General features: G+C 31.8%; 29 protein-coding genes and 1 tRNA gene. 26 read left to right on the top strand and 4 right to left on the bottom strand.

Going from position 1 to position 26,466, the window contains the following annotated elements:
* Nucleotides 1–14: 14 nt before the first annotated feature.
* The 21 genes from WC223_11245 (at nucleotide 15) to WC223_11145 (ending at nucleotide 13,763) form a co-directional block, all read left to right on the top strand.
* On the top strand, nucleotides 15–2,381 hold the full coding sequence (locus WC223_11245; GenBank protein ID MFA6924813.1) for a DUF748 domain-containing protein: 2,367 nt from the start codon (nucleotides 15–17) through the stop codon (nucleotides 2,379–2,381).
* Between the two features lie 210 nt (nucleotides 2,382–2,591).
* Nucleotides 2,592–3,173, top strand: a complete 582-nt coding sequence (locus tag WC223_11240) for a hypothetical protein (protein ID MFA6924812.1) — start codon at nucleotides 2,592–2,594, stop codon at nucleotides 3,171–3,173.
* 141 nt (nucleotides 3,174–3,314) lie between these two features.
* The gene (locus WC223_11235) at nucleotides 3,315–3,674 is read left to right on the top strand and encodes an Hpt domain-containing protein (protein ID MFA6924811.1); all 360 of its coding nucleotides are present in this window, start codon (nucleotides 3,315–3,317) and stop codon (nucleotides 3,672–3,674) included.
* A gap of 22 nt (nucleotides 3,675–3,696) precedes the next feature.
* Nucleotides 3,697–4,137: a response regulator gene (locus tag WC223_11230; protein MFA6924810.1), complete on the top strand. Its 441-nt coding sequence runs from the start codon at nucleotides 3,697–3,699 to the stop codon at nucleotides 4,135–4,137.
* Nucleotides 4,138–4,292: 155 nt separating this feature from the next.
* Nucleotides 4,293–4,478, top strand: a complete 186-nt coding sequence (locus WC223_11225; GenBank protein MFA6924809.1) for a general stress protein CsbD — start codon at nucleotides 4,293–4,295, stop codon at nucleotides 4,476–4,478.
* A gap of 45 nt (nucleotides 4,479–4,523) precedes the next feature.
* A complete protein-coding gene (locus tag WC223_11220; GenBank protein MFA6924808.1) occupies nucleotides 4,524–4,994 on the top strand; it encodes a universal stress protein in 471 nt (156 codons plus the stop codon).
* A gap of 177 nt (nucleotides 4,995–5,171) precedes the next feature.
* Entirely contained in the window at nucleotides 5,172–5,357 is a 186-nt protein-coding gene (locus WC223_11215; protein ID MFA6924807.1) for a CsbD family protein, read from the top strand.
* Between the two features lie 95 nt (nucleotides 5,358–5,452).
* The gene (locus tag WC223_11210) at nucleotides 5,453–5,893 is read left to right on the top strand and encodes a hypothetical protein (GenBank protein ID MFA6924806.1); all 441 of its coding nucleotides are present in this window, start codon (nucleotides 5,453–5,455) and stop codon (nucleotides 5,891–5,893) included.
* A 74-nt stretch (nucleotides 5,894–5,967) separates the two neighbouring features.
* On the top strand, nucleotides 5,968–6,429 hold the full coding sequence (locus WC223_11205) for a hypothetical protein (GenBank protein ID MFA6924805.1): 462 nt from the start codon (nucleotides 5,968–5,970) through the stop codon (nucleotides 6,427–6,429).
* Between the two features lie 202 nt (nucleotides 6,430–6,631).
* Entirely contained in the window at nucleotides 6,632–7,273 is a 642-nt protein-coding gene (locus tag WC223_11200; protein ID MFA6924804.1) for a porin family protein, read from the top strand.
* Between the two features lie 52 nt (nucleotides 7,274–7,325).
* The gene (locus tag WC223_11195; protein MFA6924803.1) at nucleotides 7,326–7,736 is read left to right on the top strand and encodes a hypothetical protein; all 411 of its coding nucleotides are present in this window, start codon (nucleotides 7,326–7,328) and stop codon (nucleotides 7,734–7,736) included.
* Nucleotides 7,737–7,771: 35 nt separating this feature from the next.
* A complete protein-coding gene (locus WC223_11190; GenBank protein ID MFA6924802.1) occupies nucleotides 7,772–7,927 on the top strand; it encodes a lmo0937 family membrane protein in 156 nt (51 codons plus the stop codon).
* Nucleotides 7,928–7,953: 26 nt separating this feature from the next.
* A complete protein-coding gene (locus WC223_11185) occupies nucleotides 7,954–8,265 on the top strand; it encodes a hypothetical protein (GenBank protein MFA6924801.1) in 312 nt (103 codons plus the stop codon).
* A gap of 21 nt (nucleotides 8,266–8,286) precedes the next feature.
* Nucleotides 8,287–8,565 carry a YtxH domain-containing protein gene (locus tag WC223_11180; GenBank protein ID MFA6924800.1) on the top strand — a complete coding sequence of 93 codons (279 nt, stop codon included), beginning with the start codon at nucleotides 8,287–8,289 and terminating at the stop codon, nucleotides 8,563–8,565.
* 65 nt (nucleotides 8,566–8,630) lie between these two features.
* Complete coding sequence (locus WC223_11175) at nucleotides 8,631–9,011, top strand: phage holin family protein (protein ID MFA6924799.1); 381 nt, start codon at nucleotides 8,631–8,633, stop codon at nucleotides 9,009–9,011.
* 6 nt (nucleotides 9,012–9,017) lie between these two features.
* Nucleotides 9,018–9,416: a hypothetical protein gene (locus tag WC223_11170; protein MFA6924798.1), complete on the top strand. Its 399-nt coding sequence runs from the start codon at nucleotides 9,018–9,020 to the stop codon at nucleotides 9,414–9,416.
* Nucleotides 9,413–10,495 carry an AI-2E family transporter gene (locus WC223_11165; protein ID MFA6924797.1) on the top strand — a complete coding sequence of 361 codons (1,083 nt, stop codon included), beginning with the start codon at nucleotides 9,413–9,415 and terminating at the stop codon, nucleotides 10,493–10,495. Before WC223_11170 ends, WC223_11165 begins: the two co-directional genes overlap by 4 nt.
* Nucleotides 10,496–10,821: 326 nt before the next feature.
* Complete coding sequence (locus WC223_11160) at nucleotides 10,822–11,682, top strand: ParB N-terminal domain-containing protein (GenBank protein ID MFA6924796.1); 861 nt, start codon at nucleotides 10,822–10,824, stop codon at nucleotides 11,680–11,682.
* Nucleotides 11,683–11,850: 168 nt separating this feature from the next.
* Nucleotides 11,851–12,570 carry a hypothetical protein gene (locus tag WC223_11155; GenBank protein MFA6924795.1) on the top strand — a complete coding sequence of 240 codons (720 nt, stop codon included), beginning with the start codon at nucleotides 11,851–11,853 and terminating at the stop codon, nucleotides 12,568–12,570.
* A 338-nt stretch (nucleotides 12,571–12,908) separates the two neighbouring features.
* Nucleotides 12,909–13,274 (top strand): ORF6N domain-containing protein, encoded by a 366-nt coding sequence (locus WC223_11150; protein MFA6924794.1) that lies wholly within the window; start codon nucleotides 12,909–12,911, stop codon nucleotides 13,272–13,274.
* A 339-nt stretch (nucleotides 13,275–13,613) separates the two neighbouring features.
* Nucleotides 13,614–13,763, top strand: coding sequence for a hypothetical protein (locus tag WC223_11145; GenBank protein MFA6924793.1), 150 nt, complete (start codon nucleotides 13,614–13,616; stop codon nucleotides 13,761–13,763).
* Between the two features lie 1,003 nt (nucleotides 13,764–14,766).
* Here the strand turns inward: WC223_11145 and WC223_11140 are convergent.
* Both WC223_11140 and WC223_11135 read right to left on the bottom strand, forming a co-directional pair.
* Nucleotides 14,767–14,976, bottom strand: coding sequence for a hypothetical protein (locus WC223_11140; GenBank protein ID MFA6924792.1), 210 nt, complete (start codon nucleotides 14,974–14,976; stop codon nucleotides 14,767–14,769).
* Nucleotides 14,977–15,347: 371 nt separating this feature from the next.
* Nucleotides 15,348–15,421: transfer RNA gene (locus tag WC223_11135), tRNA-Arg, on the bottom strand.
* 100 nt (nucleotides 15,422–15,521) lie between these two features.
* Here WC223_11135 and glmM point away from each other — a divergent pair.
* A complete protein-coding gene (gene glmM / locus WC223_11130) occupies nucleotides 15,522–16,907 on the top strand; it encodes a phosphoglucosamine mutase (protein ID MFA6924791.1) in 1,386 nt (461 codons plus the stop codon).
* A 139-nt stretch (nucleotides 16,908–17,046) separates the two neighbouring features.
* Nucleotides 17,047–18,168, top strand: a complete 1,122-nt coding sequence (locus WC223_11125) for a cysteine desulfurase family protein (protein MFA6924790.1) — start codon at nucleotides 17,047–17,049, stop codon at nucleotides 18,166–18,168.
* A gap of 31 nt (nucleotides 18,169–18,199) precedes the next feature.
* On the opposite strand, the gene WC223_11120 is transcribed toward WC223_11125, so the two are convergent.
* Nucleotides 18,200–21,004 (bottom strand): PD-(D/E)XK nuclease family protein, encoded by a 2,805-nt coding sequence (locus WC223_11120; GenBank protein ID MFA6924789.1) that lies wholly within the window; start codon nucleotides 21,002–21,004, stop codon nucleotides 18,200–18,202.
* Between the two features lie 149 nt (nucleotides 21,005–21,153).
* Between WC223_11120 and WC223_11115 the strand changes: the two genes are divergently transcribed.
* The gene (locus tag WC223_11115) at nucleotides 21,154–21,999 is read left to right on the top strand and encodes a hypothetical protein (GenBank protein MFA6924788.1); all 846 of its coding nucleotides are present in this window, start codon (nucleotides 21,154–21,156) and stop codon (nucleotides 21,997–21,999) included.
* Between the two features lie 344 nt (nucleotides 22,000–22,343).
* On the opposite strand, the gene rpsA is transcribed toward WC223_11115, so the two are convergent.
* A complete protein-coding gene (gene rpsA / locus WC223_11110; protein ID MFA6924787.1) occupies nucleotides 22,344–24,302 on the bottom strand; it encodes a 30S ribosomal protein S1 in 1,959 nt (652 codons plus the stop codon).
* Between the two features lie 195 nt (nucleotides 24,303–24,497).
* On the opposite strand from rpsA, the gene ychF reads away from it, so the two are divergent.
* Together ychF and WC223_11100 are read left to right on the top strand one after the other, a co-directional pair.
* Nucleotides 24,498–25,595 carry a redox-regulated ATPase YchF gene (gene ychF / locus WC223_11105; protein ID MFA6924786.1) on the top strand — a complete coding sequence of 366 codons (1,098 nt, stop codon included), beginning with the start codon at nucleotides 24,498–24,500 and terminating at the stop codon, nucleotides 25,593–25,595.
* A 311-nt stretch (nucleotides 25,596–25,906) separates the two neighbouring features.
* On the top strand, nucleotides 25,907–26,466 hold a 560-nt coding region (locus WC223_11100; GenBank protein ID MFA6924785.1), incomplete at its 3' end, for a hypothetical protein.

Raw genomic sequence — 26,466 nt, 5'->3', positions numbered from 1 at the left:
AAGGTAATTGAAGAATGAAAATTGCAAATACCAAATTAAAAAAAATATTAATTATTGTAATCAGTTCCATCATCATTACTGTAATGGTTGTTATTTTATTTATTTCAATCATCACAAAATATCTGGTTGAAAGGTATGATGAAAAATACACAGGAAGGCAAATTACAATGGACTGGGCTTTTGTAAATCCGTTTGCCGGTTACATTTATTTCAGCAACCTTAAAATTTACGAATCAAAAAGTTTACCTGCTTTAATTGAAAGCGACAGCGTTTTCTTTTCAGCAAAAGGGGTAAGTGCAAATTTCGCCATGCTTAAAATGTTATCGAAAACCTATGAAATAACAGAAATCACATTAACCCGACCAAAGGGAATAATTATTCAAAACAATAAAGATTTTAATTTTAATGATTTGATAAAAAAATTTACTCCCGAAAAATCTGATACAACTTCATCACCGGTTCATTTTAACATTCTAAATATAAAAATAAAAAACGGAGAGTTCTATTACCGTGAAAAAGTAATTCCGGTAAATTATTTTATCAAAGAAGTAAATTTAGAAAGTACGGGCAAGCGATGGAATGCAGATACAATTTGGGTAAAATATTCTTTCCTTTCAGGAACCGGAAGCGGCAGTGCAAAAGGCAATTTTACAATCAATTTTAAGAACCTCGATTATCGCCTTGCAGCTATCGTGGATAAATTCGATTTAAAATTTATAGAACAATACCTCAAAGATTTAGTAAACTACGGAAACTTTAGTGCCAAGCTTGATGCAGACATAAAAGCAACAGGAAATTTAAACGATCAGGAAAATATAAATGCCAAAGGACTGTTGGTATTGAATAATTTTCATTTTGGGAAAAATCTTAATGATGATTATGCGTCCTTTGACAAATTGTTGTTAAAAATTGATGCATTGAGTCCGAAGAACCATAAATATCTTTTTGATTCATTATTTCTTATTCATCCTTTTTTAAAATATGAGCGTTATGATTATTTAGATAACCTGCAAAGGATGTTTGGAAAACACGGAGACAACATTTCAGCAGCCAGAGCAGACCCTGTCGCTTTCAACCTGATTCTTGAAATTGCCGATTACGTAAAACTGCTTGCAAGAAATTTTTTTAAGAGTGATTATAAGATTAATAAACTGGCGATTTACAACGGTGTTTTAAAATTCAATGACTATTCTATTGCCGAAAAATTTTCAATAGAAGCAAATCCTCTCTACATTTTTGCTGATTCTATTAATAAAAACCGTAAACGTGTGGAGGTTTCTTTTAAATCAGGCATTCATCCTTATGGCAATATATCAGTAATTCTGAGCATTGATCCCAAAGACAGCACAAATTTTGATATGCAATATCATCTTCAAAAATTGTCTGCTTCTATGTTTAATCCTTATCTTATTACTTATACTTCTTTCCCTTTAGACAGGGGAACTATAGAACTCAATGGCAAATGGAAAGTGAGAAGTGGAATTATAAAAAGCAATAATAATCTGCTGGTAATTGACCCGCGTGTAGCCGTTCGCCAAAAAAACAAAGATACAAAATGGATTCCATCGCCTTTGATAATGTTCTTCATTCGTGAAACCGGCAATGTTATTGATTACGAAATTCCGATAACCGGCAATTTAAAGAATCCTAAATTTCACTTGTGCGATGCAATCTTTGACATGCTTGAAAATATTTTTGTCAAGCCCATCACAATTCCCTACAGAATACATGTAAAAAATACAGAAAATAAAATTGAGAAATCACTCACGTTGAAATGGGAAATGCAGCAGAATTCACTATTACCCAATCAGGAAAGGTTTGTAAATAAAATGGTGGATTTTCTGATAAATAACACTGAAGCGTTTATATATGTTTATCCTATGGTTTATACCGAAAAAGAAAAGGAATATATCCTGTTTTTTGAAGCCAAGAAGAAATATTTTTTATTATCTAAAGATGAAAATGCCCGGTTTCTCAGTAAAAATGATTCTCTAAAGGTTGATAAAATGTCGGTAAAGGATTCTTTGTTTGTTAAGTATTTAAACAAAAAATTTGGCAATGTCGTGCTGTTTACTATACAAGCGAAATGTTACAGATATATCGGTTCAGACGTCATCAACGACAAGTTCAAACAATTAAATAAAGAAAGAGAAGATGCTTTTATGTTACACTTTAAGAAAAATGCAGTGGAAAACCGTGTGAAAATTTATACCGGTGAAAACAACATCCCATACAACGGCTTTTCGTTTTACAAAATAGTTTACAAAGGCGAACTTCCGGAGACATTAATAAAGGCATATCAGCAAATGAATGAATTAAACACTGCAACCCCGAGAAAAAAGTTTGAAAAAGAACGCGAGAAAAACAACAAAGTGCTTTAAGGCAATTTGAAAATTTGAAAAATACAATTTTTTTTAATTGAGTGATAATTTTAAAATCTTCAAATCAACACATTTTTAAATTTCTTTTTCAAATGTGTGAATGATATAACTCTTCTTTTTTATTGTGTAACACTTATCTGTTTAAAGGTGCTCACCTTTGTACTGTGAATTCCGAATAATTCGGGACACAACTTAAAAACAAAATAAATCATGAAAAAATTAATCATAATTTCGCTGTTCTTCCTTTCGGTATTGAGTTTCAATATATCTGCCCAGGAAGCAACTTCTACTGAAAAATTTGGAAACACCTTAAACTTAGGTTTAGGCATTGGAGGATATTCAGGATATTACGGATACATTGGGCATTCATTACCTGTTTTTCATGCCGACTATGAATTTGGTGTGGCAAATAATTTTACACTAGCTCCTTTTATTAATTTTTATTCATACAGCAACAGATATTATTGGGGAAATAATCACGATAATTATCCATACAAATATTATTACTATCACGAAACAGTTATCCCGATAGGCGCCAAAGGCACATATTATTTTGATAAATTACTCAACGCTAATTCCAAATGGGATTTTTATCTGGCGGGTTCTTTAGGATTTGCAATAGTAAGCTCAAGATGGGACAATGGCTATTATGGTGATAGAAATTATTATCATAATGCAAACCCTTTGTTTCTTGATATACATATAGGAACAGAATATCACTTAAATAATAGTCTTGGATTATTCCTTGACCTATCAAGCGGTGTTTCAACTATTGGTCTTGCGATTCATTAATATCAATTGGATTTATAGTTTAGTCCGAAATTCAATTTAATAATGCCGATATGACATCTGTTTTAGGACAACAAAAGTTCGGAAGATTGTTACAGATATCCTATCGGTATAATTTTTATAAGAATAAAAAAAACAAGCAAAATGAATAGTACAGAACTCGAAAATGTATGCGACTTCAGGTATCTTAATGAAATAATGAATGGAAAAAAACATTTGATAAAAGAAATAACAAATGCTTTCCTCAAGCAACTTCCCGAAGAACTTCATTGTATTAATGATGCTATAACAAAAACAGATTATGCGATAATAAAGAGCTTTGCTCATTCCATGAAGTCGTCTGTTTCCATAATGGGTATTTCTATCCTTGCACCTGTTTTACAGGAGATGGAAGAGTTGGGAACAACGGCAGCAGATATTGAAAAAATAAAAGAACTGAACCAGACACTTAATTTAATATGCAATAAGGCAATTTTAGAAATAGAAAAACACAATTATGTTTAACACTAAAAAAATGAATTTATTTATGAAATTTTTCAAAAGAAAAAGTCAGGACAAAAAAATTATTTTTATTGTGGAAGACAATGAAGTGTATGCAAAATCATTGCAGGAATTTTTAATAACTTGTTTCCCCGACATAAAAGAAATAAAAACTTTCCGTATTGGAGAAATGTGTTTAATGGAAATGCACCGTAGTCCAAACATTGTTATCATGGATTATTTTCTGAATTCCAAATATAAAGATGCATATAACGGGCTTGAAACAATCAAACAAATAAAAGTCGTGAAACCGCAAACAAATATCATTTTATTAAGCTCTCAGGAAAAACTCAGTGTCATTTTAGAAGCGATTAAGCAATATGATTGTTACTATTTGCTAAAAAAAGACCAGGAAGCATTTTACAGAGTGAAACAGTGCATTATAGAGATTTTCAATCGTGAAAAGTCACCAGCTTATAAGTCGTGAGTTTAGTTTATATGATTTTATTTGAAAGGTGCTACAACCATTACAGATAAATGTGTGAAAGATGTAACTCTTTTCTCAAATTATGTAACGCTCTCCGGAATTAAATGACCAACCTTTGTTCTATATAAATTTATTTCAACTTAAAATCAAAAAAAATGAATACAACAGATATAAAAGAATACTGGAATAAACTTCAAAGAAAACTCAAACAAAGATATCCAAAATTAACGGATGCTGATTTGCATTATCAGGAAGGCAAGGAACAGGATATGTTAAGAATGGCAGAATATAAACTTCACAAAACAAAAAAAGAGATGCGGGAAATAATTGCAGATTTATAAGCTTTTTCCCCTTTAAAATATACAATAATATAAAAACAAATAATTATGAAAAAAGTATTGATTGCGCTGGATTATGATCCAACTGCACAAAAAGTAGCAGAAGTAGGATTTTCATTAGCTAAAGCTATGGAAGCCGAAGTGACATTACTTCATGTAATTTTAAATCCGGTGAATTATTCTTCTCCGGGACATGTTACGATAATGGGGTTTGGTGAATTTACGGATATAAACCCACTACAATTAGATAGTATTGATGAATTGAAAAAAGCAACTCAGCATTTTCTTGATAAATCAAAACTCCACCTTGGTGATAAAACCATTCAAACTTTAGTAGAAGAAGGTGATTGTGCTGAATCCATATTAAAGACAGCACAAAGAATGCGGGCAGATATTATTGTTATGGGCTCTCACAGCCGGAAATGGCTGGAAAATATAGTCATGGGAAGTGTTACGGAAAAAGTTTTACATAACACTGCTATACCGCTTTTTGTAGTACCAACGAGAAAACATAATTGATTTAACATATATATACTTCTATCTTTCCTGATTCCGGTGTCTAGAGAACAGGAAACGCAAACCACCAGAAAATGTGTGAATGATGTAACTCTTTCCTGAAATTTTGTAACACTTTCCCGAATCAATGTGCCCACCTTTGTCATGTGAAAATTAATTCACAACTTAAAAATTAAAAAAATGAACACAACTGAAATAAAAGGAAACTGGAATGAACAAAAAGGTAAGCTCAAACAAAAATTTGCAGCATTAACAGACAATGACCTTAAGTTTGCCGAAGGCAAAAAAGACGAAATGTATGGACGACTTCAAAAAAAGCTTGGTAAAACTAAAGAAGAATTACAAAAAATTATTGCCGGACTTTAATTTTCTGTATTAAAAGCACCGTTTAGCAAAACATTTGTTAAACGGTACTTTTAAATCACTTTATATTTTTAAATAACAATTAACCTAAACTAAAAATGAAAAAAACAATTTTTATTCTTGCAATATCAACTTTTATGGCAGGAACAATGTTAACCAATTGCAAATCGTCGGCTGAAAAAGTAGAAAATGCTAAGGAAAACGTACAAGATGCAAAGGCAAATGTAGCGGATGCAAAACAAGAACTATATGAAGCAAGAAAAGATTCTATTCAACAATTCAAAAAAGAATCGGAAGAAAAAATCGCCACTAATGAAAAAAGCATTGCTGAATTCAAAGCAAGAATAGCAAAAGAAAAGAAGAAAGACAAAGCCGAATATGAAAAGAAATTGGCTAAGTTGGAACAAAAAAATAGTGATATGAAAAAGAAGCTGGATGATTATAAAGAAGAAGGAAAAGAGAAATGGGAAAAGTTTGCGGTGGGATTTAATCACGACATGGATGAACTCGGTAAATCATTTAAAGGGTTCTTTAATTAAAAAAGAAAAATAGCATTGAAATTAAAAATCATAAATAAACAAACAATAGTACTAATCTTAAAAAAACATAAATCATGAAAAAAACAATTTTAACATTTGCTGTATTAGCATTAATGACGGGAACAATTTCAACTTCATTCGGACAAGAACCAGATAAAAAATCCGAAAAGGCAAGAGAAAATTTGCAGGATGCAAAAAAAGAAGTAGTTGATGCAAAGAAAGATTTAAAGGAAGCTCAAAAAGATTCTGTTGCGGAATATCAGAAATTCAAAAAAGAATCGGAAGAAAAAATCATTGCTAACAATAAAAACATTGCTGAATTCAAAGCAAGAGTAGCAAAAGAAAAAAAATCAGACAAAGCCGAATACGCAAAGAAAGTGGCTAAGTTAGAACAAAAGAACAGCGACATGAAATTGAAACTGGATAATTTTAAAGATTCAGGAAAAGCAAGTTGGGAAAAATTCGCAGACGGATTTAATCGCGATATGGATGCTTTGGGTAAAGCAATTAAAGATTTAACAACTAAAAAAAGTTAAATAGAGTTTGTCCATAATGTTCGAGTTCTTCGTTACTCTTGTTTTAAAAACCAGTTATTTACAATAGTAAACTCCCGATTTTTAAAACGTCGAAAGCCTCGAACTCGAACATTCTGAACAAAACTCTTGACTTTATGGGCAATCGCTAAATAACATAGAGCAAAAAAATATTACATACTAAACTTTAATAAATAAAAAAATCATGAAAAAAATAATTTTAACAACGTTAGCAATTATCTTAATGGCTAACATTAACAAAGCACAGGAAAACAAAGACGTTCGCGATAAGCTTATGTTTGGATTAAAAGCAGGTGCGAATTACTCAAATGTATATGATACAAAAGGCGAAGAATTTCATGCAGATGCAAAATTTGGTTTTGCCGGAGGTGCTTTTATATCAATCCCTATTGGAAAATTTATGGGTATTCAACCTGAAATATTATTTTCTCAAAAAGGATTTCAGGCAACAGGTAGTATTCTTGGCTACACCTATAAATTTACACGTACCACTAATTATATTGATATACCTCTATTTTTTGCATTAAAACCAAGTAGTTTTTTGACTTTGCTGGCAGGACCTCAATTTTCATACATGACAAAGCAAAGTGATGTATTTTCGAGCTCAACTATTAATTCAGAACAAGAGCAAGAATTTAAAAATAGTAATGTTCGTAAAAACATTTTGTGTTTTACGGGTGGTGTTGATATTAATCTAACACATATTGTACTTGGTGCAAGAGTTGGATGGGATGTTCAGAATAACAACGGAGATGGAACATCTACAAATCCACGTTACAAAAATGTTTGGTACCAAGCAACTATAGGATACAGGTTTTATAATTAACGGACATACATTTAAGACAAAGAAAACACAATTAATTTTATTACATAAAAAAATGGAATCAAAATTTAAAATATCAATATTGCTTATACTGCTTGGGATAATTATTATTCCTGCAATTCAAGGTTATAAAGAATGTTCCGACATTAGTTTAAAATCAAAAACAGAATGCATATCTAATACTTGGAAAGTGGAGAGTTATAAAATTAATGGTGATGATTATACCTATTTAGTATCATGCTATACCGAAACATTTTCGAAAAGCGGAGTATATTCTTATTCATGGGGGAAAGAAGGCGGAGCTGGTGCATGGTCATTTCAAAACAAAAACAAGGAAATAAAAATGAGAGGAGACGACAGTCAGTCATCCCGCACATTATTCATTCAGAAATTAGAAAAAAATTCGTTTTGGTATTATTATATGGAAGGAACCAATAAGAATGAACTTCGCCTGGTTGCAAATTAATAATTGAATTAAAAAAAATATAAAAAACAAAAATCATGGGAAATTTACTTTATGCCATAGCTCTAATTTTAATCATCTTTTGGGTAATTGGATTTATTGGCTACAGTGCCGGAGGCATCATACACATTCTTCTAATTATAGCAGCTATTGCAGTAATACTTAGAATTATTCAGGGAAAGAAACCAATTTAAATTAAATAATTATAAAACTTAAACAAATGAAAAAAATCGCTTTCTGTTTAATGGCAGCATGTTTGTCATTAACATTTTACCCGTTTCAATCAAACGCTGCAACTACTGCTGCTGCTTCCTCTATAGTTGTTTCAAAACCCGCAGAATCTAAAGTATTACTGAAAAGGTTAAATGAAATCAACGCGATGGATAAGTCAAATCTGAAATTATCTGATAAAAAGAATTTACGAAATGAAGTAATTTCAATAAGCAATCAGCTCAGAGGACCTACCGGTGGAATATATATTTCAGTAGGTGCATTAATTATTATTTTATTACTGCTTATTATTTTATTATAAACAATTTAAAAAATAAAAATTATGAACTCAGGAAAAGTATTATTAGGCGTACTGGCTGGCGTTGCCGCCGGTGCATTATTAGGAGTTTTATTTGCTCCCGAAAAAGGTTCGGATACCCGAAAAAAAATATCTAAAAAGGGAGAGGACTATGCAGATTCCTTAAAAGAAAAATTCAATGAATTTCTCGACAGCATTTCCGAAAAATTTGAAAAGGTAAAAGAAGAAGTTTCTGACTTTGCTGAACAGGCACAGGTAAAATCAGAAGATGCTGAAAAGGACGTGAAAACCGCCAATGGTTGAAGGTTGAAATGCTTTTAAAGTAAATTAATCAATTGCAAGCGGTATTACAACCGGCAGAAAAATAAATGCCGTGGTGTTTATATAACATTATCAAAATCGAAGTTATGGAAGACAATGCAAAGTCAATTGAATCACTGCTGGAAAGAACCACCGAATATGTCAAAACGAGCTATGAGTTAGTAAAACTCAAAGCTGCGGATAAAACATCGGATGTTGTTTCGTCATTTATACCTCATTCTGTTGTCTTTGTATTAATTGCGTCATTCATGGTTTTTTTTAATTTAGGATTAGCTTTTTGGCTCGGCGAAATTCTTGACAAAACCTATTACGGATTCTTTGTAATAGCTGTTTTTTATGGCATTATAGGGATTGTTTTACATTTCTTTATGCATAAACGGCTAAAAAAACTTATCTGCAATTATATCATTAAACAGTTGTTAAAATAAAATCACATGCAAAATATAACTACCACTACCGAACTTAAAAATGCAATTCAATTATTAGAAGTTGAACAAGCAGCTAATGAGAAGCTACTGAAAGAACAATTCCACCTTACTTACGAGAGTTTGAAGCCAGTCAATATTCTCAAGAGCACGCTGAAAGATATAGCTTCATCGCCATATTTAGTTGATAATATTTTAGGCACTTCCATAGGTTTAACTTCAGGTTATATCGCAAAAAAAATAGTTGTAGGTACATCAAAAAATATATTTAAAAAACTTATCGGCTCTGTTTTGCAGTTTGGCGTTACAAATGTTGTTGTTCAACACCCTGATACTATTAAATCATTCGGTCATTTTATCTTTCAAAATATTTTTCGTAAAAAAGAAATGAAATCTGAAAAGCAGTGATTGAAAAAAAAATAAAATTACCTTTTTGCGCAAAAGCAACCATTTTTCTCATTGGTTTATTTGCTTTGTTAACGATGCTGTACATCGCTAAGGGAATTATTATTCCTATCGTTTTCGCAATAATTATTGCCATCGTGCTTCATCCGGTTGTAATTTTTTTTGTGCGGTTTAAAATAAATAGGGTAGTAGCTATTGTAATTACTTTATTTCTTACTTTTATTGTGATTGCTTCGTTTTGTGCCATTTTATTTTCGCAGGCAATCAGATTTACTGAATCGTGGCCTATATTAGTAGACAAATTCACAGTCGTGCTAAATCAAACCATAACAAGTGCTACCAATTATTTTGAAATAAACCCGCAAATTATTCATGAGTGGATTACTAAAACCAAAGGTGAGGTTCTTCATATAAGCAACGCTGTAATTGGAAAAACACTCATCAGTGTTGGTTCCGGAATAATTGTATTGTTATTAGTTCCCGTTTATGTTTTTATAATATTATTTTATCATCCACTCTTAATTGAGTTTATCCACAGGGTATTTAGCTCAAGCAATCAAAAAGAGGTTAGTGAAATAGTTAAACAAATTAAAACAGTTATTCAAAGATATCTTATAGGATTGGTTATAGAAGCGTTTATGGTAGCAATACTAAATTCTACTGCTCTTTTAATTCTTGGAATAGAATACGCTGTAATTCTTGGTATTATTGGTGCATTGCTTAATGTTATTCCCTATGTCGGAGGAATTGTGGGAGTAGCATTGCCAATGATGGTTGCTTTGGCAACAAAATCTACAGGATGGTATGCGTTGTATGTTTTGATACTATATTATTTCATTCAACTTATAGATAATAATTATATCGTTCCTATAATAGTTTCTTCAAAAGTAAAAATTAATGCACTTTTCTCGATAATAGTAGTTATTGTGGGAAATGCTTTATGGGGAATATCAGGAATGTTTCTTTCAATACCTCTTCTTGCTATTGTAAAACTACTTTTCGACCATATTGAACCCTTAAAACCATGGGGGTTTTTATTAGGTGATACCATGCCCTCATTATTAAACCGATTAAAAAAATAAATCTATATAATAGATAAAAGATTCATTTTTTAGAAAACTGATTTATAATTTAAAAAGTTGGGATTATGTTTAATTTATGCTTTTCATGAAGTATTCTTTGATGTTTTATTTCTTAATAACCTTTTGTCGTATTAAAATGTCAAATAAAAAACTAATTTATCGGACATTCTCTGACAATATATCCGAATCCCCCTGTATTCCTCAAAATAACCAATAATACTTCCGAAACCAGCCGTTCGTGGCACAGTGTATGACGTGTATGTTTGGAAACGCCAAAATAGAGCGTATTTTAAATAAATACATAGTATTAACTAAAAACATAAACCATGAAACCACAAGCAAAAAAAACCGAAACAAAGTCGGCAACGGCAAACTTTCAGAAGGAAACCTATTTAATGGTGCCACCATCATCAATAACAGTAGATGAAAAGAAAAACCCCCGAATCGAATATGGAGAGATAGAAGAACTGATGCTTTCCATAGTAGAAAACGGCATCCGTAACCCATTAAAAGGATATGAAAAAGAAGGAAAAATAATTTTGAAAGATGGATATCGCCGGATGAGGGCAGTAAAACTCGCATTGGAAAAAGGAAAGAAAATCGAAAGAGTGCCAATCATACTTGAAAAGAAACCGCAAAATGAAGAAGAACGCACACTGGAATATATGATTTACAACGATGGAAAGCCATTAACCATGTTGGAGCAATCCGAAGTAATTCGCAGATTAATAAACTTCGGATGGAAAGTAACCGACATCGTGAAGAAGACTGGAAAAGCAAGGGGTTATATAGAAAACCTAACTCTTCTGAACCGAACAACAATGAAAGTACAACATCATGTTAAAGAAGGAAAAATAAGTGCCAACGCAGTGGTGCAAATCATGCAAGCAGTAAAAGGCGATGCCGAAAAAGCCGCAAAAGAAGTTGAATCGGCAATAACCAAAGCCAAAGAAACAGGCAAAGAAAAAGCCACACCAAAACACGTAGAAACAAAACAGGTAAGAAGCCAGTCCTTCGGAAAGTTTTATAAATGGGCAGAAGAAATCGCCGACACAATTGCCGGAAAGAAAGAAGCAATAAAACAAAGAGAAGAAGTGCTGACTAATCTGCTTGTTTACTTTGAAAACGGGAAGAAAGCGGTTAAAGTTGCAGAAGAATATTTCATTGAGAAGAAGCAGAAAGCTTAAGGCAGAAAGCAAAAAGAAAAAAAACAACCCACATAGCAAAGTGGGTTTTTGTTTTTTATAAAACACAATACTTTCTAAACCCTTGCCCAGAGCCAAAATAAAGCCCGCTTAGCTTTGATATGTTGAATGCATTGCTGTACTTAGACATCAAACTTAAAACTTAAAAACATGAAGAAAACACGCATCAGCAATGGTATTCAGAAAGTCAAAGTTGACTATAAAGATTGCGAATTTGGATTAATCACACTGACATTAAAAGTAGGAAACAAAAAAACAGAGATTATTTTCAATGAAGAATATGACCCAATACCCGAACTAATAAAATGGCTTGAAACCATATGCAAAGGAGCAGGACAAGCCACATTCAGATTAGAAAAAGAAAACAAAATAAAATTACTCAATGTAAGAATTACAGAAAAAGGCGAGTACGAAATTACCATAATAGAAAAACCAGCGAGAGATGCAATACAGATAAAAAGAATTATAAACCCATTTGAATTTGTAAAAGAATTTTACACAGGATTAAAAAGATTTGCAAAATCAAAGAAGTATAAAAAGTACCAGTGGGAAAGCGAAACTTATGGAGAATGGTTCAGTAAAATATCAGACACCGAACAGGAAGAAATAATAAAACTCTTAATCCCATATAAATCAGAAACACTACAAAAAATGTTACCCGAACCGGGATACTGGAATATACTGTTCGGAAATCAAAATAAAACCGAAACCGGAATTTATTTCCAAATACCAAATGACTATGACAACCGGACAAAAGAGCAAAAAGAACAATTCATAAAAGAATGCTTTAATAAGAATATTAACGGACACAAAGGAACACCACTCGGAAAAATAAAATCAGAAGTAATTGATAATTACCTTAAGAAATAAAAAAAGAAATACAGTGTTTACATAATCTAGTTTATACTCTCTAAAAAACTGCCTGCAATTTAAAATCACATTACTTCTACATGTATTTTGGTTAAAATCTACCGAATTATCTACCAAAAAATCTACCGATTTATTTTCCAAATCTGAAAGAAAGTTAAAAATGCTGTTGGATTCCTTTTGGATACCTTTTGGATTGGTTGCAAATTGTTTTAGAATATTTATTTTCTTAATAGAATTGCTATAAATTGCTGTAGCATTCGTGTTGCATTGCCATTAAAATCTACCGAATTATCCACCGATTTCTTTGCCAAATTCATAATTCTGCAAAAAGAAATAAAATGAAAAGCGATAACACAGCACTAATAGCATTAGATTCATTTTTAGAAGAACATCAAGTTAAACTTCGCAATCAGCTTGTTATTCTTGATTCTGATATCATTAAACTATTCGAGATTAACTTTCAAAAGCTTTATACGCTGGTAAAATCAAATAAAAAACGATTTCCAAATGATTTTATGTTTGAATTAAATGTAAATGAGAAAAAGAAATTCAATCATGCAAGGTACGCATTCACGGACTCAGGAGTATTAATGCTATCAGGGCTAATAAATACTGAAAGAGGAATTAAAATAAACCTTCAATTAATAGAATTATTTGTTGAGAGATTTTCGGAATATGTATTTGAACTAATAAAAAACTTGTAGACAAGGAAAATCAGGACGATACACACATTGCTACCCCATTCTTACCACATGATTACCGCATTCTTACCGCATAGCTACCAAAACTACAAATAAAAACAAATACCGATAATGTTTAACATTTTGTGATTATGTTTCACAAAAAGCTACAATAAGCAACATTAACCGAACACTTCACTTTTCAACTGCTTTATCTTTGAAATATGAATTACAAAGAAAAAACAATAATTTGAAAAGCAATGAAAATATTGAAAATACTTACAAGATAACTTAATAATACCAAAATAATATGTCATATTTGGTTCTTAAATAATCAGTAAAATAAGCCCAAACACGACATATATGAAAAATAAAGAGAGTCCATTTTCGATAAATAAATTTATAAAGTTTTACACAAATGTTGTCGTTGAATCAATGCAGGAAAATACTCGAAAAAACAGCAAAGGAGTTTACAGACGAACAACTGCAAGCAATTATAAACTTTTTATATAAACTAGCCGGCACAAATATTGAGTACATTAAAGAACAATTGAATAAGATAAAACAAAAAAAAGCAAATGAATAAAAGAGCGATATTATACACAAGAGTATCAACTGATGAACAGGCAATCAGGGGATACAGCTTATCCGACCAGATTGAAAAGCTGAAAGGATATTGCAATATTCATCAGATAGAAGTTGCAGCGCATTTTCAGGATGACCATTCCGCAAAAAGTTTTGAACGACCTGAATTCAAAAAACTTTTAACATACATAAAAGAAAATAAAAACAAAATTGATTTGTTATTATTTATAAAATGGGACAGGTTTTTAAGAAACGCAACCGAATCATACGAAATGCTTAGAATACTTAAAAATTATAATGTCGAAGCACAGGCAGTTGAACAACCATTAGATTTGAATACACCCGAAAATAAACTAATGCTTGCATTTTATCTTGCATCACCCGAAGTTGAAAATGACCGCAGAGCATTGAATGTGAGTGTCGGAATGAGAAGAGCCATGAGAGAAGGTAGATGGATTGTAAAAGCACCAATGGGATACGAAAATAAAAGAGACGAAAACAATAAACCTATAATAGTTCCGAATAAAGATGCGGAATTTGTAAAAGAAGCATTCAATTCGATTGCCGCAGGAGAATACTCACAACAACAAATAAGAAAAAAACTTCAGGAAGATGGATTTAATTGCAGTAAAAATAACTTTTCGATTTTTTTAAGAAATCCTGTCTATTACGGCAAAATTAAAATGAAAGCCACAAAAAACGAAAGCGAAGAGTTAGTAAAAGGAATTCATGAGCCATTGATAACTGAAGAAACATTTTATAAAGTTCAGGATATTTTAGATGGAAGAATGATAAAAAACAATTACGCAAAAATACATTCTCCAAAACCCGAATTGCCATTAAGAGGATTTCTGAAATGCCCCAGATGCGGAAAAACATTAACAGGAAGCTCATCAAAAGGACGACATAACAGATACTTTTATTATCACTGCTATCCCGGATGTGAAGAAAGAGTAAAAGCAACAGAAGCAAATGATAAATTTGAAGAAATGCTAAAAGAAATAACAATAAAAGAAGATGTGAAGCATTTGTATAAAGAAATACTTAAAAATCTTTTAGAAAAAACAGAAGGCAAAGGAAAAGAAAATGCAAATAAAATAGAAGGAGAAATCAAAAAGATAAATGAAAGAATCAATAACATTCAGGATAAACTTGCGGACAACCAAATAACCAGCAATGATTACAATACAGCAAAACAAAGATATGAAACACAACTAAGAGAACTTGCAGTAAAAAAGCAAGAAGCCACCTACATGAAAAATGAAGTATATGAGCAATTAGTGTTCAGTTTTTCGTTTTTAGAAAATCTACCGTATCATTATGCAGAATCCCCATTAGACGTGAAACAGCGCATTATCGGTTCGATATACCCGGAAAAGTTGGTGTTTTCAGAAAACCGATATCGAACCACTAGAATCAACGAGGTAGTCAAGCTGATGTGCTACGCAAATGAACCTTTCGGAAGAAATAAAAAAGGACAATTCTGCGAAAAATCAGAATTGTCCAGTGAGGTGAACCTGGAGGGACTCGAACCCCCAACCTTCTGGTCCGTAGCCAGATGCTCTAATCCATTAAGCTACAGGTCCAACTTTAAAATACAAAATTATCAAATATTATTTACATTTGCAATCTTATTGTTACATATAAAATGTAAACATTATAACTTTATTTTAAAAAAATATTTTCATGACACTTATCAAATCAATTTCGGGGATACGCGGTACAATTGGAGATATAGTTGGTGAAGATTTGACTTCGGCTGACATCAAGGCATTTTCTGCTGCTTTTGGAACATGGATAAAAAGTAAAAATAAATCGAATAAAACAAAAATTGTTATTGGCAGAGATGCGCGAACTTCAGGTGAAATGGTTAGTTCAATCGTATCGGATACTTTGCGAAAATTGAATATTGATGTTGTTGACCTCGGATTATCAACTACTCCAACAGTTGAAATTGCCGTTGACGGATTAAAAGCAAATGCCGGAATAATTATTACTGCAAGCCATAATCCCGAGCAATGGAATGCTCTGAAATTATTAAATGAAAAAGGAGAATTTATTTCTGCTGACGAAGGAGCGGAAATTATTGAAATTGCTGAAAAAGGAAATTTTGAAATTAAAAACAACAAAGAACAGGGAAATTACTGTACTGATGAAACGTGGATTAAAAAGCATATAGATAAAATTCTTGCTTTACCTTTAGTAGATGCAAATATAATTGAAAAAGCAAATTTCAGAATTGCTATTGATGGCATAAATTCTACTGGTGGCATTGCTTTGCCTCTTTTGTTAAAAGCATTAAAAGTAAAAGAAATTATTGAATTGAATTGTGAACCGACAGGAAAATTTGCTCATAACCCTGAACCATTACCGGAACATTTATCTGAGATTTCGAAAGTTGTAAAAGAAAAAAATGCTGAACTTGGTTTTGTTGTTGACCCCGATGTTGACCGTTTGGCAATAGTTTGCGAAGACGGCAGCATGTTTGGTGAAGAATATACTTTAGTTGCTGTTGCCGATTATATTTTGAAAAATAAAAAAGGAAGCACTGTTTCAAACTTATCTTCAACAATGGCATTGAAAGAAATTACAGAAAAACATGGATGTAAATATTTTTCTTCTGCCGTTGGTGAAGTTAATGTTGTTGATGCAATGAAAAAAAACAACAGCATTATCGGAGGTGAAGGTAACGGTGGAATTATTTATCCTGAGCTGCATTACGGACGCGACGCATTAGTGGGAATCGCTTTATTTTTAACCCATTTGGCAAAAGAAAATATAAGCTGCAAAACATTAAGAAATAAATATCCCGATTATTTTATTTCAAAAAATAAAATTGAATTAACTCCGGATATTGATGTAGATAAGATATTAAAGGCAATTCAAAGTAAATACAAAAATCAAAAAATAACAACTATTGACGGTGTAAAAATTGAGTTTGAAAATGAATGGGTACATCTGCGAAAGTCAAATACCGAATCAATAATTAGAATATACAGCGAGAGTAAAAATCGCGAAAAGGCAAATGAACTGGCAAATAAAATAATTGATGATATTAAGTCATTAATCTGAATAATTAATTTAATAATTAAAAATATCGAACATCGAACACTGAATATCGAATGTTGAAGTAAATAAAAACTGAAAAACTTCATGATTCGATATTCGTTATTCTTTAAAAAAATCTAATTTATTTTATGATAAATTAAATATGAATTTTATATACATTGATAACGCTGCAACAACATCCGTCGAACCATTGGTAGTGGAGGTGATGACTGAAGTTTTAAATAATATTTATGGAAATCCTTCGTCAATTCATTCATTTGGGAGGCAAGCAAAAGTTGTTGTTGAAGATGCAAGGAAGAAAATTGCAGAGTTAATCAATGTTGTTCCTTCAGAAATATTTTTCACATCGGGTGGAACAGAAGCTGTAAATACCGCAATTAACGGATGTATTAATGGTTTGAAAATTAAAAGTATTATAACTTCCGAAATAGAACACTCTGCCGTTTTAAATACTTTGAAAAAATTTTCAAATAAAATAAAATTAAATTTTGTAAAACTTGATAATAAAGGAACTATTGATTCCAATAATCTTGAAGAATTATTGAAAATAAATTCAAATGCATTGGTGATACTTATGCACGCAAATAATGAAATTGGTAATTTATTGTCAATAAAGGAAACCGGAGAAATTTGCGAAAAACACAATGCTTTATTTTTTTCCGATACTGTACAAACCATCGGAAAATATAAAATTGATTTCAGTAATCTTAATATTCATTTTGCTGCATGTTCTGCTCATAAATTTCATGGACCAAAAGGTGCTGGTTTTTTATATGTTAAAAATGGAATTATGATAAACCCTTTACTATTAGGTGGAAGTCAGGAATTGAACATGAGAGCCGGAACGGAAAACATTGCAGGTATTGCCGGAATGGTTAAAGCACTTGAAATTGCATATAACGACAATGAAAAAAATATGCTGCATATAAAAAATCTGAAAGATTATTTGATTCAGCAATTAAAAAATAATTTTGAAGATATAGTTTTTAACGGAGATTGTGAGGAAAGGGGTCTATATAATTTAATAAATATTTCTTTCCCAAAAACTGAAAAGAGTGAGATGATTATTTATAATTTGGATATTGCAGGTATTGCAGTTTCGAGTGGCAGTGCTTGCACTTCCGGGGTAAATAAACCCTCGCATGTTTTGAAAGCTTTGAATTACGATGCAAACCGCCCTATAATCCGTGTTTCATTAAGCAAATACAACACAAAAAATGAAATTGATTTTTTTGTTGAAAAACTAAGAGAAATAATGGATTAAGATAATTCAGCAAATTATGTTTTTATAAAAACTACCTATTGCAAATACCTTTAAAATCGCAATATTTACAATTATCTGCTTTTTCGGTTTGCTTGAAAGATATTTCGGAGTCGAAAATCTGAGTTGCTAAAATTATTAATTGCTCTTCAAAACTTTTAAAATTATTTTCTTCATGGGGAATTTCAACAGGCATAAATCCATTGCTAATACTGCCAAGTGGAATTATACCTGTTTTAATATTATTTTTATTTAAATTTCTTTTGCTGAACAAATAAGCATACGTTAATAATTGAAAAGCTTTTTCATATTTCTTGTCAGTAATAATATCGCTCCATTCCGCAGGTTTTAATTCGGTTTTTGTAACTTTTCCGGTTTTGTAATCAATAATTCTGGTGGTATTTCCAATACTATCAATTCTGTCAATAATACCCTTTATAACTATATTTTTAAAATCAGGATTATTAATGTCAACAGTTGTACTTAAATATTTTTCAACATCAAAAATTTTAACTGAACCGCCTTTCTTCTCAAGTTCTTGAATAAAATTAATTTCATAAGAAATAAAATTTTTAATAAACTTATTGGCGACTTTTGCTATTAGCAAGTTTTTTCCATAGCTTATTTCACCTGCATTTTCGGCTTCTATAGCTTTTTTTACAAGAGTTTCAATTTCAGGAATGACTTTTTTTAGTTCTTCGATTTCCAGTATTTTATTTATAAAAGATGAATATATTTTTCTCAAAACTTTATGGATAACAGAACCGAATTTATCGGATTCTATTTCTTCTTTTATTTCTTCGGGTTCTTCAAGTTTTGCAATAAATTTTAAATAAAATTGCAATGAGCAATTTATGTAGGTATTGAGTGCTGATGGTGAAAGTCCGCTTTCGGAAATATTTTTTAATGCCTGAATTATTTTTTCATTTTTTTTGATAGCAATATCTGTTTGCTTATAGAAAGGAATGTCAGATAAAAGAATTTTTTGAACTAAATTAATTTTAGGATTTTCTTTTTGTTCATATAATAATTGTGATATAAACCTGCTTTTTTCGCCTTTTCCGAAATTTTCGATATCGCTGTTATATAAAATATGAATGTTTTTGGCTCTTTGCAAAAGACGAAAAAAATGATAAGCAAAAATAGAATCTTTGTCTCTATGTGTGGGCAATCCGAATTTCAATTTTATATCAAAAGGAATAAATGAATTTTCGGTTTTTCCTGCCGGTAGTTTTCCTTCATTGCTCGATAAAATAAATACATTTTCAAAATCAAGATTTCTTGTTTCGAGCATTCCCATAATTTGTAGTCCTTTCAGGGGTTCGCCATAAAAAGGTATTTTTGTAAATTTTAAAATATGCCCGAAAATATTGTGAAATGTATTTATGTCATCACGTATTTCCGGTTCTTCTGTCAATGGTTCGAGCTGCCATATTATTTTTCTGAAAGCAAATAATATTTCATTTGTTGTTATATTATTTTCATTTAAATCATCTTTTATAGAATTGATGATTTTCCCAATAGCTTTGAGGCAATCAACGGCTGAATTCCACTTTGAAAATAAAATTTCCGCTGTTTTTTCAAATTTGGTTTTTTCAAAAATATCAAGACAATTGAATATGTCGGAGTATGAAAGATATACTTTGTTTTTTTCGATGATAAAATCTGATATTTTTTTGTAAATATTTTTTAAATCATTGTTAAAGTTGAGATACGGATGTTTAAATATTCTTACAATATCCTTATTGTAAAATCTGTAGCTTTTAGCATTTGTGAGTGATGCAAATTTTATCGCATTCTCGTGAAGCATGAAAAGATTTTCGATTAAGCTGTATAAAGGACTATTAATTAAAGGATAGCCCATTGTTACATTTAAGTTTTTAATTTCACTTGGCAATGAATTTAATACCGGAAACAGCAAATTCTCATCGGCAAGAACAACTGCGGTATTTTCATCAAATAAATTTTTATTTTTAATTATTTCGCTTGTGGCTTTTGCCTGACCAACATTTTTTGTAACACCCGTTATTTCTATTTCTTTTTCATTATCTGAAAAATAATTACTTGTTTTAAAAACCGAATTTTTTAAAAATGTTTTTTTATATTTTCTGAGAAAAAAACCTGCTTCGTGATTTTCGTTATCGGTATAATACGAGTCGGCATCCCATACTATTTCTGCTTTGTCGGATTTGATTAAATTCTTAATTATTTTTTCTTCAGCTTTTGTAAGAGCATTGAATCCGACAAAAATTATTTTATGCCAGTTGTATTTTGTTGTTCTATCCTCGGTATTTTCAGAAACAATTCTGTATGACAATCCATCATATGCCTTGTTTTCCGATAAAAGTTGTTGTTTTAAAATCTCATAAAGCTGCCCCAATGAATTCCAGAAACTAAGATATTTCTTCTGAAAGTCCGTCAGCTCTTTTTTATCGGGCGACCAGTTTTCAATTAATTTAGTTTCATTCAGATATGCAAACAAATTTGCTGCATCAACCAGATACATGTCAATTTCATTAAAATCGGCAAGTACAACCTGTGCCCAGTTGATAAATTCGTTAAAGGTTTCGGCATTTGCAGGATTAATGCTTTTGTATATTTTGTAAAACCTTATAAGAATACTGATGTCATCAATAATTTCAACTCCCGAAATCTTTGTAATAAAATCTTCAATTGAATATATTTCGGGAACAAATGATGTTTTTCTGAGTTTTTCAGAAAGATATTTTTTCAGGAACAAACCGGCTCTGCGATTTGGAAGTACTATGCAAAGCTCAACAAACTGTTTTCCGTGCCTTTCGATGAGTTCATCTGTAATTTGTTCAAGAAATTTTTTCATTCAGAAAGTTTATCATTTAATAATTGTAAAAATACAAATAGAAATGAAAATGAAAACAAAAAATTATTTACTTTGATTTGTTATTTTTAATAAATAATAATTTATTTTTGTATTAAATTTATTTTTATTTATAGAAAAAATTATAAAATATGAAGACAAAAAAACTATTATTTAAAAGTTTGGTCGCATTTGCATTTTTGGCGATTCTTTTTTCAAATTGCAAGAAAGACCAGAAAGATACTGATACGAGACACGCAGATGACAATGTCCTATCAGAAAAAACATTCGGCGATGTACTTTATATTGCAGATGAAGCTGCCGCAAACAATGCGATTGTTTCATATTTAAGCAGAAGTCAGAGAAATGAATATAGCATTTTGAATACGTGTGTAACCGTTACAACCGATACTTCCAATTCACCTCATGTGCTTACAATAATATTCGATTCGCTTGGTTGTTTATGTCAGGACGGACACAGCAGACGCGGAAAAATCATTGTATCATATCTTGGTCATTACAACGATTCAGGAAGCACACATACTATTACTTTTGATAATTATTTTGTTGACAGCAATCAGGTTTTGGGAACTAAAACCGTTATTAATAATGGACATAATTCAAATCAACATTTAACATTTTCGGTACATGATGACGGACAGATTTTGCTTAAAAATAATGCAGGAACTATCACGTGGACTGCCGATAAAACAAGAGAGTTTATTGAAGGCGATTCAACAGCAACCAGATTTGACGATGTTTACTTCATTACAGGAACAGCATCAGGGACAAGAGGTACCGAAAGAAAATATACTGCCACAACTATAACACCACTTCGAGTAGAACTAAGTTGCCATTTTCATCATCCCGTAAGCGGACAAATAAGCATAAAACCTGATGGTAAAGATGAAAGAATATTGGATTACGGAGTTGGAGATTGTGATGATGTTGCAACTGTTAAAATAGGAAAAAAAACTCATACTATTAAGTTGAGATAATTAGAGTTTGTCCAGAATGTCCGATTTCTTCGTTATTCTCGTTTTAAAAACCAGTCATTTACGACAGTAAACTCCTGATTTTTAAAACTTCGAAAGCCTCGAACTCGAACATTCTGAACCAAACTCTCGGCTTTATGAACAGACACTAATTAATAAGTACTTAAAGTACTTAAAAATGACACTATCCTTAAACAAATTGATGTTAATTTTAATTCAATATTTATAATTCCGAACTCACGTTATTATAAACTGATGTTTATACTTATCCGGGTGGATAAGCAGTAAATAAAAAATCCTGCTAAAATAATCAAGCAGGATTTTTATTTTATAAACTCTATTAGGTATTAAAGATTTTCTTTCTGTTCTTCTTCAGGTTTATCAGTTCCTTCATCTTTTTTTAATTCCTTTTTTGTTTTTTTTGGTTCTTTCTTTTCAGTTTCTTCCATTTCTGTTTTCAAAGATGAAAGAACTTCCAAGTCACCTAATGTTGATTTTTCCTGAGGTTCTTTTGGAACTCTTGGCGCCCTTTTAGTACTTTTTTCTTTAGGTCTTCTTTCTGCAGATTGCTTCAATTGTTCCTGAGTTTCTTCTTCCGTCTGCCTTGTTTTAGTGTGAGAAATGATTATCTTCTTTGCATCCTTTGAAAATTCGATTACTTTAAAATCCAGAGTTTCATCAACTTTTGCAGGAGTTCCATCTTCTTTTATCAGATGTTTTGTCGGAGCAAAACCTTCTACTCCATAGGGAAGAACAATAACAGCTCCTTTTTCGTTTACACTCAAAACTGTTCCCTGATGTATTGAATCAACCGTGAAGATTGTTTCAAAAACTTCCCATGGATTTTCTTCGAGTTGCTTGTGTCCTAAACTTAACCTTCTGCTTTCAGCATCAATATCCAAAACAACCAGTTCAATCTTTTCGCCTATTTTGGTAAATTCTGCAGGATGCTTTACTTTTTTCGACCATGATAAATCGGAAATATGAATTAATCCGTCAACTCCTTCTTCAAGCTCTACAAACACTCCAAAGTTTGTAAAATTTCGCACGATTGCAGTATGTTTTGAGTTAACCTGATATCTGTCTTTTATGTTTGTCCATGGGTCTGGTTTGAGTTGCTTCAATCCCAGCGACATTTTTCTTTCTTCTCTGTCGAGTGTTAGAATAACCGCTTCAATCTCGTCGCCTATTTTAAGAAATTCCTGAGCGCTGCGTAAATGTTGCGACCATGACATTTCCGATACATGAATTAGTCCTTCAACACCCGGAATGAGTTCTATAAATGCACCATAATCGGCAATAACAACCACTTTCCCTTTTGTTTTATCTCCTATTTTAAGGTTTGCATCAAGCGAATCCCACGGATGCGGCTGCAATTGCTTTAAGCCAAGTGCAATTCGTTTTTTGCTTTCGTCAAAGTCAAGTATAACAACATTTATCTTTTCATCGAGTTTTACAATTTCTTCAGGATGATTAATTCTTCCCCATGACAAGTCCGTAATGTGTATTAATCCGTCAACACCGCCAAGGTCAATGAATACTCCATAAGAAGTGATATTCTTGACTGTACCTTCAAGTATTTGTCCTTTTTCGAGTTTTGCTATAATTTCTGCTTTCTGTTGTTCGAGTTCGGCTTCAATCAATGCTTTGTGCGACACCACAACGTTTTTGAATTCATTGTTGATTTTAACAACTTTAAATTCCATATTCTTTCCAACAAATATGTCGTAGTCGCGAATAGGTTTTACATCTATCTGTGAACCGGGTAAAAATGCTTCGATTCCGAAAACATCCACTATCAATCCGCCTTTTGTTCTGCATTTAACATAACCGGTGATAATTTCACTGTCTTCAAGAGCTTTGTTTACTCTTTCCCATGATTTTAATGCCCTTGCTTTTTTATGTGAAAGAACAAGTTGTCCGCTTACATCTTCCATCGACTCAACATAAACTTCAATAGTATCGCCTATTTTCAAATCGGGATTGTGTTTTACTTCCGACAGCGATATAATACCATCGGATTTATAACCGATGTTTACTACTACTTCTCTGTTGTTCATTGCAACAATAGTTCCGTCAAGAATTTCGTGCAAACCGACTTTATGCATTGTTTCTTCATACATTGATTCGTAATTTGCTCTTTCTTCTTCTGAATAACTTTGTTGTTTTTTTCCCAAAAGGTCCCAGTCGAAATTTGCCGGTGGTTCGGTTGCTAAAGTTGCGGCTTTAATTTCTCCGGCTGTTTCTTCAGCTTTTAATTGATTGGTAGTTTGGCTATCTTCAATAGCTTTGTCGTTTTCTGTCATTGTTATAAAAAATTTTGTATTCCGCTTATTTGATTTTTCCCCTAAAATCAAACTTACAGAAGTGGTTAATACTATATTAACTTTAATTGGGGGCTACAAAGGTAAAAATATTTTTGAATTAAACCATATTGTTTTTTAAAAGTTTTACGTGCAAAATACTATATTTGCAATAAATTAAAACAACCGAATGAAATTATGCCTTTAAAATGTGGAATTATAGGATTAACAAATGTTGGAAAAACAACAATTTTCAATTGCATTTCGAATACTAAAGCGCAGGCAACAAATTTTGCGTTCAGTACAAACAAGTCAAATATGGGAATTGTAGCGGTTCCCGATGAGAGATTGTTTGTTCTTGAAAAAATGGTTAAAGCCGCTAAAGTGGTTACTGCCACGATTGAAATTGTTGATATCCCGGGCCTTGCAAAAGGTGCAAGCAAAGGGGAAGGTATAGGAAATGCTTTTCTTGCCGACATTCGTCAAACCGATGCAGTAATTCATGTTTTGCGTTGTTTTGATGATGCCGAACTTCCGCATATCGAGGGCTCGATAGACCCTGTGAGAGATAAGGAAATTATTGACTTTGAACTTCAGTTAAAAGATTTAGAGCAGATTGAAAAGAAATTGCAGAAGGTCGAAAAGCTTGCTTCAACCGGCGATAAAGATGCAAAGAAAACAGCAGAAATATTAAAGCATTATAAAAACCATATTGAGTCATTTCAAAATGTCAGAACAATTGATTTGAACGATGAGGATAAAAAAACAGTGAAAGATATGTGCCTGCTTACAGAGAAACCGGTATTGTATGTTTGTAATGTTAATGCTGATTCTGCTGTAAATGGCAACGATTACGTGAAAAATTTTGAAGAAGCAATAAAAAATGAAGATGCCGAAATGATTGTGATTGCCGGTGCTTTGGAATCGGAAATCGCAGAGCTTGATAATCCTGATGACCGGCTTGCCTTTTTAAAAGACGTAGGACTAACCGGACCCGGCGTTAATAAACTTGTCCGTTCGGCTTTTAAATTATTAAAACTTAAAACTTTTTTTACGGCAGGACCAAAAGAAGCACGCTCATGGACAATAAAAGAAGGAATGAACGCTCAACAATCTGCAGGTGTTATTCACAGCGATTTGGAAAGAGGATTTATTCGTGCAGAAGTAATGAAGTATGCCGATTTTGTTGAATTAGGTTCTGAAGTTGCATGCAAAGAAAAAGGGAAACTTTATGTTGAAGGGAAAAATTATATCGTTGATGATGGCGATATTCTGAATATTAGATTTAATGTGTGATGTTTTAGTTTATAGTTTTCAGTTTCAGGAATCAAGATTCAATATTAATTACGAAATGGCGATTTGAGTTTTTGTATTAGCAAACTTTACTAAGCTTTAAAAATTTAGTAAAGTTTCGTAGTTGCTCCCCCCGACAGCTATCAGGATGAAGTACTTCTTTTTTTTCAACTTGTCCTTCCCTTTTATCAAACAAAATCATTACTTTTGTGAAAGTATTTGTTATGTTTATAACTTTTTACCTAAAAATATTTGCTTTTTATATTATAATTTACTATCTTTATATTATTATATTTTACTTTTATAGAAAGTTTATGAAAAAATTAACTTTTATAAATACTAAAAAAAATAATTATATAAAGCCCATAGCAAACAGTACAAAACTAATGAGCTTCGTACTGCTTTTTTTATGCATAATAACTTTTAATGCCTTTGCTTCTATAACAACAACAGGCAGCGGAAATTGGAGTTCTACTACTCCCAATGCTCCTTGGCCCGGAGGAACAATTCCTTTAACCACCGATGATATTATTATTGGCACCGGATTTACGTTAACCGTAGATGGCAACAGAACATGCAATTCCATTGCTTTCAGCAGCACTTCCGGTACGCTTGCCGTAAATGTAAGCGTAGTGCTTACAGTTACTACTTCAGTTACCTTGAACAGTTCGGCTGCAGCAAACAGAGCTTGTACAATAAGCGGAGCAGGCACCATAAATTGCGTCTCTGTTAACGTTGGCAGTGCAGTTACTCCTTCCGGTTCAAATTACACAGCCCAAATGACCTCAACTCTCACTGCATTTAATGTTTCCGGTAATTTAACAATATATGGCAGCAAGAGTGGCAGCAGAACTAACAATTGTACATTTTTCCA

The sequence above is a fragment of the Bacteroidales bacterium genome (assembly GCA_041671145.1).
Classification (GTDB): domain Bacteria; phylum Bacteroidota; class Bacteroidia; order Bacteroidales; family JAHJDW01; genus JAQUPB01.
This window is presented reverse-complemented; position numbering and strand designations above follow the sequence as displayed.